The sequence below is a fragment of the Sulfitobacter sp. IGS-18 genome (genome assembly GCF_059628195.1).
In genome coordinates this window covers 152,781-165,647 of record NZ_JCAQIH010000002.1, presented here as the reverse complement: position 1 = coordinate 165,647, position 12,867 = coordinate 152,781, and the positions used below count along the sequence as shown (strand labels likewise).

General features: G+C 61.5%; 10 protein-coding genes. 1 reads left to right on the top strand and 9 read right to left on the bottom strand.

The features are described from left to right. Positions 1-176: 176 nt before the first annotated feature. The 8 genes from ACWNZ3_RS18940 to ACWNZ3_RS18905 all read right to left on the bottom strand — a co-directional run bounded on the left by ACWNZ3_RS18940 (position 177) and on the right by ACWNZ3_RS18905 (position 11,183). Entirely contained in the window at positions 177-1,937 is a 1,761-nt protein-coding gene (locus ACWNZ3_RS18940) for an AMP-binding protein (RefSeq protein ID WP_496902236.1), read from the bottom strand. A gap of 11 nt (positions 1,938-1,948) precedes the next feature. Beyond that, positions 1,949-4,333: an amidase gene (locus ACWNZ3_RS18935; RefSeq protein WP_496902235.1), complete on the bottom strand. Its 2,385-nt coding sequence runs from the start codon at positions 4,331-4,333 to the stop codon at positions 1,949-1,951. Then, positions 4,333-5,049 (bottom strand): ABC transporter ATP-binding protein, encoded by a 717-nt coding sequence (locus ACWNZ3_RS18930; protein ID WP_269360754.1) that lies wholly within the window; start codon positions 5,047-5,049, stop codon positions 4,333-4,335. The genes ACWNZ3_RS18935 and ACWNZ3_RS18930 overlap by 1 nt, the downstream gene beginning before the upstream one ends. After that, positions 5,042-6,067, bottom strand: coding sequence for a branched-chain amino acid ABC transporter permease (locus ACWNZ3_RS18925; protein ID WP_496902234.1), 1,026 nt, complete (start codon positions 6,065-6,067; stop codon positions 5,042-5,044). Before ACWNZ3_RS18925 ends, ACWNZ3_RS18930 begins: the two co-directional genes overlap by 8 nt. After that, positions 6,067-6,933 carry a branched-chain amino acid ABC transporter permease gene (locus tag ACWNZ3_RS18920; RefSeq protein WP_496902233.1) on the bottom strand — a complete coding sequence of 289 codons (867 nt, stop codon included), beginning with the start codon at positions 6,931-6,933 and terminating at the stop codon, positions 6,067-6,069. The genes ACWNZ3_RS18925 and ACWNZ3_RS18920 overlap by 1 nt, the downstream gene beginning before the upstream one ends. 66 nt (positions 6,934-6,999) lie before the next feature. Next, the gene (locus ACWNZ3_RS18915) at positions 7,000-8,220 is read right to left on the bottom strand and encodes an urea ABC transporter substrate-binding protein (RefSeq protein ID WP_274574436.1); all 1,221 of its coding nucleotides are present in this window, start codon (positions 8,218-8,220) and stop codon (positions 7,000-7,002) included. Positions 8,221-8,263: 43 nt separating this feature from the next. After that, positions 8,264-9,871: a flotillin domain-containing protein gene (locus tag ACWNZ3_RS18910; protein ID WP_496902232.1), complete on the bottom strand. Its 1,608-nt coding sequence runs from the start codon at positions 9,869-9,871 to the stop codon at positions 8,264-8,266. A gap of 130 nt (positions 9,872-10,001) precedes the next feature. Beyond that, on the bottom strand, positions 10,002-11,183 hold the full coding sequence (locus ACWNZ3_RS18905) for a substrate-binding domain-containing protein (RefSeq protein WP_274574434.1): 1,182 nt from the start codon (positions 11,181-11,183) through the stop codon (positions 10,002-10,004). A gap of 38 nt (positions 11,184-11,221) precedes the next feature. Between ACWNZ3_RS18905 and ACWNZ3_RS18900 the strand changes: the two genes are divergently transcribed. Then, a complete protein-coding gene (locus ACWNZ3_RS18900; RefSeq protein ID WP_269360765.1) occupies positions 11,222-11,644 on the top strand; it encodes a MarR family winged helix-turn-helix transcriptional regulator in 423 nt (140 codons plus the stop codon). A gap of 72 nt (positions 11,645-11,716) precedes the next feature. Here ACWNZ3_RS18900 and ACWNZ3_RS18895 read toward each other — a convergent pair whose 3' ends face one another. Then, entirely contained in the window at positions 11,717-12,865 is a 1,149-nt protein-coding gene (locus ACWNZ3_RS18895) for an iron-containing alcohol dehydrogenase (RefSeq protein ID WP_496902231.1), read from the bottom strand. Positions 12,866-12,867 lie beyond the last annotated feature (2 nt).

Sequence of the window (12,867 nt, the reverse complement as noted above, 5' to 3'; positions counted from 1 at the left end):
CGCCCAAGAGACCTGTGGGAAAACAATCTGAATGAGGCTCTAACCGCAGTTTAGTCACGAAACGAGGCGCTGAATGCGTATCGAAAGGCGCCTCATTTTCTCAGCGCCGCTCACCGGGGCATTGCGATCTCAGCAGGTGGCGTGGCCGGTTGCAGTCGTTTCTATTGCTGGTCGTGCTACGCGCCGGCCTTGCCAAGCTCTTCGATCATCCGGTCGCGCATGATGAATTTCTGCGGCTTGCCGGTGATCGTCATGGGCAGTTCATCCACGATGCGGACATGGCGCGGGATCTTGAAATGGGCAATCTGGCCCTGGCAATGGGCCAATACGGCATCTTCGGTCAGGGTGCTGCCCTGTCTTGGAATGACCCAGGCGCAGACTTCTTCGCCCAGCCTTTTGTCGGGAATGCCGAAGACCTGGACATCGCTGATGTCGGGATGTCCGAACAGGAACTCCTCGATCTCGCGGGGATAGATGTTCTCTCCCCCACGGATGATCATGTCTTTGACACGCCCGGTGATCGAACAGAAGCCTTCCGCGTCGAGAACGGCGAGGTCGCCGGTATGCATCCAGCCGTCCCTGATCGCTTCGCTCGTGCGGTCGGGGTCTTCCCAATAGCCTTTCATGACCGAATATCCCCGCGTGCACAGCTCCCCCTGGGTGCCGACCGGCACGATCTGCCCGTCCTCGTCGACAATCTTGACCTCAAGATGCGGATGTACCCGGCCCACGGTCTCGCAGCGCTGCCTTGTCGTGTCATCGACAAAGCTCTGGAAGGACACCGGCGAGGTCTCCGTCATGCCGTAGCAGATCGTCACCTCTTTCATGTTCATCCGGTCATTGACCTTTTTCATCACGTCCACGGGACAGGGCGCGCCGGCCATGATCCCGGTGCGCAGCGAGGACATGTCGCGCGGTGTCTCATCAAGGTTCTGGAGCATCGCCACGAACATGGTCGGGACGCCGTAAAGAACGCTGCAACTCTCGGTGGCCAGCACGTCCAACGTCCGCGCCGGGTCAAATGCTTCCCCCGGAAAGATCATTGCAGCACCTTTGCTGACGGCGCCAAGGACCCCCATCACCATCCCGAAACAATGATAAAGCGGGACCGGGATCGCCAGCCGGTCATTTTCGGTCAGCCTGATCCTGTCGGTCACGAAACGCGCATTGTTGACGATGTTGTAATGCGACAGCGTGGCCCCCTTGGGCTGTCCTGTCGTGCCTGACGTGAACTGGATGTTGATCGCATCGTCGGGTTGAAGCGTGCGGTCAATTTCCGGCAGGCGGAGTTGTTGGGCGGGGCCGCCCAGATTTGAAACCTCGTCGAAACTCCAGGCACCCGCCGCCTGACCCGCCTCTCCCATCACGACGACATGACGCAGTTGTGGCAGCCGGGCAGCCTGCAACCGGCCCTTTTCGCAACTGGCCAGTTCCGGGGCCAGGCTGCGCAGCATCTCGATATAGTTCGAGGTCTTGAAGGATTGCGCCAGGACCAGCGCCTTGCAGCCCACCTTGTTCAGCGCATATTCCAGTTCCGACAGGCGGTAGGCCGGGTTGATGTTGACCAGAATGACGCCGATCCGCGCTGTTGCGAATTGCGTCAGGATCCACTCCAGCCGATTGGGCGACCAGATGCCCAGCCTGTCGCCCTTTTGCAGACCCAGTGCCAGGAAACCCGAGGCAAGCGCATCCACCGCGCGGTCCATGTCGTAATAGCTCAGCCGTGCCTGGGGAAAGACCAGCGCGTCGCGCGGGCCATACCGGGACACGGCATCGCGCAGCAGTTGCGGGATCGTGGCAAAGGCAAGTTCAGGCTGCTTGCCGCCCTGAACATAGGATTTACCGTCGCGCGGGGCGAGGGAGCCATCCGTCTCTGACCGGGAGTCCAGGCCGAAATTCTGAATCCGGTTTGCAATGCTTTCATTCAGGATCGTCATCAAAGGCCTCCTTACATGTTGCGCCAGTCGCCCGATTGTTCAAAAGCATGGGCCGCCTGGTAGATCTTCATCTCGCCGTAGTTCGGGCCGACCAGCATCATCCCGATCGGAAGCCCTTCGCTGAAACCGCAGGGCACGTTCATCGCGGGCAAGCCCCCGTTGAAGGGGGCGGTATTCGCGACCATCTCAAAAGCCCGTTGCACATACAAGCTGAGAGAACTGTCGGCAGGCGGATGCGGCTGCGGCTTGATCGGCAGGGTCGGCATCAGAAGCAGGTCATGTTGTTTCAACGCGGCATGATAGCTTTCGTTGCAGCGGCGCATGATGTTTTGCGCCTTGCCGTAAAAGCGTCCTCGATACTGGCGCTGGAAATGTTCGCCGACGAACATGCAGGTCTTCAGCGAATGGCTCAGTTCGTCCGCGCGTCCGCGCCATTGCGCCATATGGTCCGTCATCGACGGCAGGAACAGCCCGCGATAGTTGGTGCCGGTGGAATTGCCCCACATCATGCCATCCTGAAGCCCCTCCAGAGTGATCGCGGTCCAGGCATCCATCGCGACATGGTGGTCCGGCACCGAGACCTCTTCGACCCGCGCGCCCAGATCGCGGAACCGTTCGGCGGCCATCATGACCTTATGGTCCACATCCGATTCCGAGTTCGGGTGCCCGAAGCCTTCCTTCAGGACGCCGATCCGCATCCCCGCCACACCGCGCCCCAGCGCCTCGGTATAGCTGTAGACCTTGGGCTTGTACTGGCGCGGGTCCAGCCCGTCTTCGCCCGCCAGGACCTCCAGCAGCAGCGCATTGTCTGCGACGGTATTGGTCACCGGCCCCAGGTGGTCGATGGTCTGTTCGATCGGCATGGCCCCGGTATAGGGCACCAGCCCATGCGTCGGCTTCATCCCGTAGCAGCCGCAATTCGAGGCCGGGATGCGGATCGACCCGCCCTGATCGCCCGCGATGGCCATGTCCACCTCGCCCGCCGCCACCAGTGCCGCCGAACCCGAAGAAGACCCCCCGGCCATATAGCCGCGCTTGTAAGGGTTATGCACCGGCCCCTTGGCATTGGTGTGCGATCCGCCCGACAGGCAGAAGTTCTCGCAATGGGCCTTGCCGACGATCACCGCGCCCGCGTCCAGCATGCGGGTCACGATGGTGGCGTCGATCTCGGGCGTATAGCCTTCCATGATCGACGATCCGTTCATCATCGGCACCCCGGCCAGACAGATCGTATCCTTCAGCGCGATCCGCTTGCCCCGCAGCTTGCCGTCCGGCGCGCCGCGCACCTCGGTCTTGACATACCAGGCATTGAGCGGGTTTTCCGACGGGTCCGGAAAGCGGCCCGGGCTGCGCGGATACCGCACTTCGGGCAGGTTGTCGGGCATGGCGTCCAGCCGGTCATAGGCCTGCATATAGGGCTCGATGATCTCGGTGTATTCCAGCAGATCCTCGTCAGAGAGTGACATGCCGAAGCGATCGGCCATGCTGCGCATTTGGGCCAGTGTGGGGCGTTTGATCGTCATTATGTTCACCGTTGAAGGGTTGGAATGTCGGGTATCAGAGACGGCTGGCGGGGTATTCCCTGGGAAGCTCTGCCCGCGCACGGGTCGGTCCTTTGCCAGGGCCCGTGTGGGACCCGGCGCGGCAGTCTCCTGCCGCGTGCCCCGCGCGGTGCCAAAGCCGAGGAACTGGTCGACCTTGGCCTGATCCGACAGGTCGGTCCGGCTGAGCGTTCCGGTGATCCGGCCACGCTCCAGCACCAGCACCCGGTCGGACAGGTCCGCGATGAAATCGAAATTCTGCTCAACCAGCAGGATCGACAGCCCGCGTTTTTCGCGCAGCTTCAGCAGGGTCTCGGCCATCTCCTCGATGATCGAGGGCTGAATGCCCTCGGTCGGCTCGTCCAGCAGCAGGAAGTCGGGATCGCCCATCAGGCAGCGCGCCAGTGACAAAAGCTGCTGTTCGCCCCCGGAGAGTGCACCGCCTTCGCGGTCCAGCAACCGGGTGAGGCGCGGAAAATCGGCCAGCACATTCTCCATCACTTCTGCCTCGGTGCCTGCGCCAAAGTCGTGCCAGGCAAAGCGCAGATTGTCGCGAACGGACAGCTGCGGGAAAATCCCCCGCCCCTGCGGCACATAGCCCAGCCCCAGCTGGCTGCGCTCGTTCGGCGGAAGGCGGGTGAGATCGGTCTGGCGAAACCTGATCTGCCCGGAGGCCGCCGGCAGGAAACCCATCAATGTCTTGAGCAAGGTGGTCTTGCCCATGCCATTGTGCCCCAGCACCCCGACAACCTCGTTTTCCGCCACCTCCAGGTCGATCCCGTGCAGGATCGGCACGCGGCCATAGCCGCCGGAAAGCCCCTTGGTCGACAGTAAAATCTCGTTCTCTTCGCGCATCAGGTCTTTTTCCCCAGGTAAACGGCCCGCACCTGGGCGTCTGACATCACCCGGTCCACGTGGTCTTCCATCAGCACGGCACCCTGGTGAAATACCGTCACCGTATCTGCGATGGACCGGATGAATTGCATGTCATGTTCGACAATCACCACGGCTGCCGTTTTGGTCAGGTCGTGGATGATGGCGGTCATGCGCTCCACATCCTGTGCGCTCATACCCGCCGCAGGCTCGTCCAGTAGCACCAGCCAGGGGTCGGCCACGGCGACAAGCCCAAGCTCCACCCGCTGCCGTTCGCCATGTGCCAGCTGGCCCAGCGAACTGCGCGCAATGGATCCCAGCGCCAGCCGGTCGATCATTTCGTCACTGCGGGCGCGCGCCTCTTTCACGGGGTGAAAGCGCCGCGCCGCAAGCCAGATGTTTTCCCGCACGCTCAAGGCATCCAGGACATTCGGTGTCTGGGTCTTGATCCCGACCCCAAGTGACGCGATCTGATGCGGGTGCCATCCCGTCACCTCCTGCCCCCGCATGAAGACATGCCCCTCGGTCGGGGTCAGCAGCCCGGTGACACATTTGAAAAAGGTCGATTTGCCCGCGCCGTTGGGGCCGATCAGGCAGCGCAGCTCCCGCGCTTTCAGCTTGAAATTGACGTTGTCGCTGGCGGTCACGCCGCCAAAGCGCATGGTCAGCCCCTGGGTTTCCAGTACCGTCTCAGCCATGCCGCATCCTCCGCATCCGGCGGGCGTCCGGCTTGCGCCTTGCGCGGCCAAAAACAGCCCGGAAAAGTGCAGCGATGGCCGGAGCCAGCCCTTTTGGCAGGAACAGGACGAAGAGCACCAGGATCAGCCCGGTGATCAGCGTGTTGTCGATCAGGCTTTGCTGGCCCAGCAGGAACTTCAGATAGGCCAGCCCTGCCGCCCCGATGATCGGTCCGATCCGGGTGCCAAGGCCCCCGACGATGCACCAGATGATGATCTCGGCGGATTGACCCAGCGAAAACAGGCTGGGTGTGACGATCTCGCCCCAATTGGCAAACAGCGCCCCGGCCAGCCCTGCAATGGCGGCACCGATGGCGAACATCACGGTCTTGCGCGCTGCCACGTCATAACCCATCAGCCCCATCCGGACCTCGTTTTCGCGAATGCCCAATGCGATGCGGCCGAAAGAGGACCGCAACAGCCAGGTGACCAGCAGGAACACGATCACCAGTGCCACCGCGCAGACGTAGTAATAGGGATCACCCCAGATGTAGGCCCCCGGATCGCCCGGCACATTGAGGGTCTGGAAACCCGGAATCCCGTTGAAACCACCCAGCCGGGCCTTGCCGATCACATAGTGCGGGCCGGCGGTGGAATTGACGAACTTGAACAGGATCAGCGTGACCACCAGGGTGATCACCCCCAGGTAGACATCCGTCAGCCGACCATAGAACATCATCGCGCCGAGCAATGCCGCAAAGATGGCGGGCACCAGAACGGCCAGCAGCATCGGCAGGGTGCTTTCCCCGATGTTGATCGCCGCAATGGCATAGGTATAGGCACCCAGGCCAAAGAACGCCGCCTGCCCGAAGCACAGGATGCCGCCAAACCCCCAGATCAGCCCGAGGCTGAGGCCCAGCATCCCGTAGATGACCAACACCGTCAGCGTGTAGGTTCCGATCAGCATCGGCATGATCCAGATCAGCAGTGCCGACGCGACAAGCGTCAGCAGCACGTCCTGCAGGGCTGTCCGCGCCATCACAGTTTCCCCTTGAAGAGCCGACCGGTGATCCCCTGCGGCATCGCGCGCAACAGGATGACCGCCAGAACCAGAAGGGCGACTTCACCGATCACTGGCGAGATCGCAAAGGTAAAGACCTGGCTGACGACCCCGAAACTGGTGGCCGAACTGACCAGCCCCGCAATCAGCGCCGGGCCCCCGGCGATCACGGTGATAAAGGCCTTGGCGATATAGGCCCCCCCGGAGGTCGGCACCAGACCGACCAGCGGTGCCAGGACCGCGCCTGCCAGCCCGGACAGGGCCGAGCCGCAAAAGAAAGTCGCCATATAGATACGGTCGGGGCTGTAACCCAGTGCGGCGGCCATGTCGGAACGCTGCATCGCGCCGCGTGCGATCAGCCCGGCACGGGTGCCCCGCAAAACCGCGTATATCCCGATGACCAGCGCGATGGACACAAGGATGATAAAGAAATTATAGCCGTTGATCTGGTAATTGCCGACAGTAAAACCCGCGATCGGGGTCGAGATACCCGTGGTGGTATTGCCAAAGATCATCGTGGCAAGCCCGATAAAGACAAGGCTCAGCCCCCAGGTGGCAAGCATCGTATCCACCAGCCGTCCGTAAAGATGGCGGATCACCAGACGCTCAACAACAAGACCGATGAACCCGACGACAAGGGGCGCGATGACAAGCATGGCGACAAAGACATTCACCCCCAGACCCACGGCGGTGATGGTCACATATCCGCCCATCATCATGAATTCGCCATGGGCAAGGTTGATGACCTTCATCATCCCGAAGACAACGGCAAGCCCCGCGCTGATCAGCACCAGCGATGCCACCGCGTAGAGCGTTTCGACTATGATTACGAATGTGAGGTCCATGATACCTGCCGTTCAGTGAGTTGGGTCAGGGCCGCCAAAGCCGCCCCGACCCCGGGGAGAACCGGATCAGATCTCGATCTCATATTGCGTGTTGTCATCGGGGTTCGCGCTCAGATCACAGACCGCCTGGGTGTCAATCGGCTGGCGCTGGGGCAGCGTTTCGATGACCTCCATCTTCTGGTCCCGCATCTCCATCAGATGCACGTCCAGCACCGCGTGATGGGTCTTGGGGTCGACGGTGACCTTGCCCCCCGGTCCGGTGATGGAGATGCCGGTTTCCAGCGCCTCGATCACGGCATCGCGGTCGATTGTGCCCGCTTTCCGCACCCCCTCTGCCCAGGTATGCAACCCATGGTAGTGGGAAACCGCAATTTCATGCATCGACTGGTCGCCGTCGAACATCGCCGCCCACCGCTCCTTGAAGGCCGCGTTTTCGGGGGTGTCCAGCTCCTGGCTGTAGTTGTAGGCGCACATGATGCCGTTGCCCTCTTCGGGTGTCAGCACCTTGTGCTCATTGCCGACACCAAGGGTGGTGGAGGCCAAAGCGATCTTGTCCTTCATGCCGGCCGCCGCCCATTGGCGGAAGAATGACAGATGCGCACCGCCAACCAGAGGCGCGATCACCAGATCCGGCGCCGCTGTCTGGACCTTGGCGATGGTCGAGCCGAAGTCGCTCACGTCGAGCGGGAAGAAATCGGTGCCCACGACCTCGCCGCCATTGTCGCGCACGAACTTCTCGATCCAGCGCGCGGTGATCTGGCCATAGTTGTAATCGGCCGCGAGGATATAGACCTTCTTGCCCGAGTTGTTCATCGCATAAGGCACCAGCGCCTCGACCTGCTGGGCCGGGGTGACCCCGTTGATAAAGATGTTCCGGTCACAGACGCCGCCCTCGTAGAGCACGTTATAGAAATAGAGCGTCTTGCTCTTGCGCATGGTCTGACGGATCGCCTCGCGGGAGGCCGACAGGATGCCGCCATGCACCACATCTACCTTGTCTTGCCGGGTCAGCTGCTGTCCGTATTGCGAATACAGCGCCATGTCGGATTGGGTGTCATAGGCAATGATCTCGACTTCGCGACCCAGAAGGCCACCGGCCTCGTTGATCTCTGCGACGGCCAGCCGCGTCGCCATGTCCATCGGTTTGCCATAGGCATCGAAAGGCCCGGACTTGTCGAGGATTGAGCCCAGCTTGATGGCGTCAGCGGCAAAAGCCACCCGTGGCAGCAGGCCCGCCGTGGTCAGGGCGGCCGCACCGCCAAGCAATTCTCTTCTGTTCAGAGACATATATTGTCCTCCGTTGGTGAGTTTCATTGAAGGTGACTGCGGGTCACTCTTTTGAATTTTGTGGGTCGTCTTTCGCCTTGATGCGGTTTGCGTAATCTGCGGTCCGCCCCGCATTGGGCACGTCGAAATCAAACCCGATCTCTTCGCCCATCTGTTTCATCGCGGGCAGGCGCACGGCCATTCCCAGGATCTGGTCCATCGCGGCACCAAAGGCGCTGTCTGCCCCGTCGCCGCCCGGCCCCGCACCACCGCCAAACCCGCTGATCTGGTTGATGCGGATGGAATCGATCTTTTCGACCGGCTTCATCATCTGGGTCATGATCTCCGGCATCTTGTCGAGCTTGCGCTCTTCAAGACGCATGCGGATGACGGCATCGCTCAGGGTATTCTCCGCCTTGTTCAAGGCGACACGCCCGGCTGCTTCGGCTTCCATCGCGATCTTTTCGGCATTGGCCGTTGCCGTGCGCGCCGATGCATCTGCCTGGGCCCTTGCCAGCAGCGTGCTGACATCACTTTTCACCCGCGCGTCCTCAAGCTCGATGTCGCGTGCCTGCTTCAGTTTCGCAATCTCACGCTCGCGTTCCGTCACGGCGCGGTCTTTCTGAGCCTGAACACTCTCGGCAGCCAGAATTACCTGCGCCCGCGCTGCTTCTTCCTCGGCTTTCACCTTGGCTTCCTTGGTGCGCGATTGTGCCAGGCTGATACCATGCGCGATCTTCGCTTCTTCCAGCTCAAGCAGCGCCTTCATCTCGGCCTTGCGCAGGGCCTCGTCGGCTGACACCTGGGCTGTCTTTGCTTCCTGTTCTTCCCGGATGCGGATGGTCTCGGAGGCGCGATGTTGCTCTGCGCGGGACTGGGCAGAGCGGCTTTCCGATTCCGCCTCCAGCCTTGCGAGGTGCTCACGCTGCGCAATTTCGGCCTCACGCTCGGCGCGCTGCAATTCGATCTGCCGCTGATGCTGGGCCAGGCGATGCTCGCGCACGGCGATCTCGGTGCTTGTCTCTACCGCGATGCGGGCCTTGCGTTCTTCGGCAACCATCTCGGCCAGCCGCCGCATGCCCCGCGCGTTGAAGCTGTTGTTCTCGTCCCGCTGAGCGAAGTCGCTTTGATCGACGGAAACCAGCGCCGCCGTGACCAGCTCAAGGCCCAGCCGTGCGGCGTGCTCCGAAACCATCGTTGCAACCTGCGCCGTGAACGCGGCCCGTTCCAAATGAATCTCGTTGATGCCGCGGGCGGCAGCAGCGGTCTGGATGGCATTCGCGAGGGGGCCCGCCAGCACGGTCTCGAATGCTTCGCCGCCGCGTGCAATCCTGTGACCGAAAGCCTGTGCCGCGGTTGCGATGCTCTGCACATCGGAGGCCACGCGCAATTCGAACTCCATCACCAGATCGGCGCGCATCGCGTCAGCCGTCAGGACGGCATCGCGGCCGGTGCGCACCATCGTGACGGCAGCAGTCTGCATCGACACCCGTTGCAGCTGATGCACGATCGGCAGGGCCATACAGCCGCCATCGGTCAGCACCCGACGCCCGCCCATGCCCGTGCGCACCACGGCAGTCTCTAGCGTTGCCTTGGCGTAGAACCGCTGCAGGAACCATATTCCGCCCAGCAGGACGACGATGAAAACGACAAATGCCAACAGCCAATACAATGTGATCTCTCCTGCCGCGCCCTGCCCCCCCGTGCGGGGTCATGGCCTGTAACGGCAACGGTGAGCGATTTTAATTTCCATTTCAAGTAATTTATTTGAATTGGAAATTAATAAGGTAAATATGTTTTATTTACAGTATCTTGAAGTCACAAAAGTTGATGCCATCGGCCCGGGCGAGGTAAACATCGGGCCGCTGCGCGGCATCGTTCCGGGCAAAGGAACGGCCGCTGGAATGAATCACCGGCAGCAGGTCCTGGCTGGTCCGCATCCGCCAGACAGCGCCGAAATCCCGCAACAGAGAAGCCAGATAATGTATCCCTTCGTAGGTCGATTGACCGATGGAATTCAACGCAGGCGCCGCATCACCGTGCAGCGCATAATAGCGTTCCTTGAAACTGGCATTCGCCTCTGTCGATATCGACCCGAAATAGGAGGAGACCGAGAACATTCTCTCCAGATTGGACCGGCCGCAGGCCATCAGACCGTTCTCTTCCAGGGCACAGGACAATCTGACCGCCTTGCGGTGCAACCCACGCTTTCCGAACAGCCGGTTGAAGTTCACGGCGTCCTGCCCGACCAGCGAGACCAGGACAGCATCGGCCCCCGAGGCCTCGACCCGGTCAACCAGATCGGACATGTTTGGCAGCCCGAAAGGCACGTAACATTCCATCGCCAGCTCAACCCCCGCTGTCCTGAGAACGCTCTTGGCCAGGGAATGGGAACTGCGCGGCCAGACATAATCATTGCCGATCAGCGCCCAGCTTTTCGGGTGATATCTGGCCTGGATCTCGGCCAGGGCCGGGGCAAGCTGTTCCTGCGGCGTCTCGCCAATGGCAAACAAGCCCGGTGTCGTTTCGCCCCCCTCGTAGAGCGGCGTATAGATGTAGGGGATGCGCTGGCGGACAACCTTGGACAGGCGTTGGCGCACGGCACTCAGATGCATCCCCACGATTGCGTCAATCGCATTCAGCTCGATCAGGTCGTTTACGGTTTCCTCGATCGGCTCATCGGCTTCCACCGCTGCATCTATCATGATCAGCTGAACCCGCCGCCCGCCGATACCATTGGCGCGGTTCAGCTCTGCGGCAGCGACCTGTGCGCTGGAAATGCAGGAGGGTGCCCAGATACCCGCCGGGCCACACATCGGGATCAGCAGCGCCACACGAAAACTGCCCGAGGCGGCCAGCAGCCCGCTCTCGCGGAAATCCGCAAGTTCGATCGGCAGCGCAACGTCGTCCGTGCTATATCCCAGCGCCCTGTCTCCCCGGATCAGGATGGCAATTCGCACATTGCAATTGAAATTAATTTCCAAGTCAACTAATTTCAAAGACCTAACAAGCGGATACGATCATGACGACTGAGCCGATCTCATTTGAACGCCATCTTTCCTATGCACTGGAAGCCGCGCATCGTTCGGTCAGCAATTCGCTGAGTGCCCGGCTGAAGGCACATGGCATCCAGATCACCGCATGGCGCGTGATGGAATGCCTCGACATCGATCAGCGGCTGACAATGGGGGAACTGGCCAAACGCGCGCTGATCAATCCCCCGGCGCTGAGCAAACTGGTGGATCGCATGGTGTCGGATGGCCTGGTTCACCGTCAGATTTCCGCCGCCGATCAGCGCCAGATCAACCTGCTGCTGACCAACCTCGGCCGCAGGCGCATGCTCCAGATCCGCAAGGACGCAGAGGAACAGGACCGCGCGCTCAGCGCGCTTCTGGACTCGGACAATGGCGAAATGCTCAAGCAGCTGTTGTTGAAGCTGGCATGACACAATCTGGGCAGGCATCCCGCCCATGAGAATCCTGTTCCCACCTTCGGCGGATGCGTTCTTCTGGAAGCGTCAGAATGCCTCCTGCAGGATCGCTTCATAGGCCTGCACCGGGAGCGGCACCGCATTTTTCTGACTGGAAGAGGCTTTGCTGCCCAGTTCCGCCAAAGCTGCGATGCGATCCCGGGACAGCCCCATCTCTGACAATCTTGGCAACCCCTTCGCATTCACCCAGGCCTCAAAACCCGACAGCGCGTCGGCGGCGCGTGTTGGGGCAAACGCATCTGAAACGGCCTGCAGGCAATAGGTGATCCTTTCCTGTATTTCCGGCGTTTCGCGGCTGTATTCAAGGTTCACGCGCAGCGTCGGGATCAGCAATCTGCCACAAAGCGCGCCATGCGGTGCGCCGAGTTGCGCACCCAGCACAGAGGCAAGCCCATGCGCCGCACCCAATCCAGAGTTGGCCAGCGCAAGCCCGCTGGACAGGCTGGTCCAGCACATGTTTTCCCAGGCCCCGATGTCGGGGGTTTCGATAACCTGCCGCAGCGCGGCGAGGCCCAGTGGTATTGCAGGGCGGCACAATGCCATCGAAAAAGGCGTCGCGGCACAGGAGGTATAGCTTTCGATCACCTGTGTCACTGCGTCCAGCCCGGAGGCGAGCACGACACCCGCAGGGGCCGTTTGCGCCAGCAAAGGGTCGATCACCGCGATATCGGGGATCAATGCGGCCCCCCTGATGCTGATCTTCGCGCCTTTGGCAGGCACGTCGATCACCGCATTGGCGGTCACTTCCGCCCCGGTGCCCGCTGTTGTTGGCAGGGCCAACAGGCGGATGTTCCGCCGGGCGGTCAAGGGCGGCAATGTTGCAAAATCCAATGGCAAGGTCAGGCCATGCTCAGCCATTGCCGCCAGCGCCTTGCCCATGTCGATCACCGCGCCGCCGCCGCAGGCGATCACATGCGTCGGACCGTCCAGCTGTGCCAATGCAGCGTTGACCGCTTCAACAGAGGGTTCGCCGGGGCAACTGACAAGGGTGATATCGTGACCGGCCGCGCGCAGCGCCTTGAGGACACCTGCCGCGGCATGACCGCTTGCCCCCTGGACAAAGAGGATACGCGCGGGCGCGTCAGGCAGCAGGCCGGGCAGATCTGTGGCCTTTCCCGCGCCAAAATGCACCGACGTCGGACATGAAATGCCGAAATGCTGACGGGCCTCTGGCAAGG

Bases quoted from the DNA above. Each gene is read 5' to 3' on its own strand.
- ACWNZ3_RS18935 (WP_496902235.1), bottom strand. From the start codon at position 4,333: ATGCGCGAAGAGAACGAGATTTTACTGTCGACCAAGGGGCTTTCCGGC.
- ACWNZ3_RS18920 (WP_496902233.1), bottom strand. From the start codon at position 6,933: ATGGACCTCACATTCGTAATCATAGTCGAAACGCTCTACGCGGTGGCA.
- ACWNZ3_RS18940 (WP_496902236.1), bottom strand. From the start codon at position 1,937: ATGACGATCCTGAATGAAAGCATTGCAAACCGGATTCAGAATTTCGGC.
- ACWNZ3_RS18900 (WP_269360765.1), top strand. From the start codon at position 11,222: ATGACGACTGAGCCGATCTCATTTGAACGCCATCTTTCCTATGCACTG.
- ACWNZ3_RS18930 (WP_269360754.1), bottom strand. From the start codon at position 5,049: ATGGCTGAGACGGTACTGGAAACCCAGGGGCTGACCATGCGCTTTGGC.
- ACWNZ3_RS18925 (WP_496902234.1), bottom strand. From the start codon at position 6,067: ATGGCGCGGACAGCCCTGCAGGACGTGCTGCTGACGCTTGTCGCGTCG.
- ACWNZ3_RS18915 (WP_274574436.1), bottom strand. From the start codon at position 8,220: ATGTCTCTGAACAGAAGAGAATTGCTTGGCGGTGCGGCCGCCCTGACC.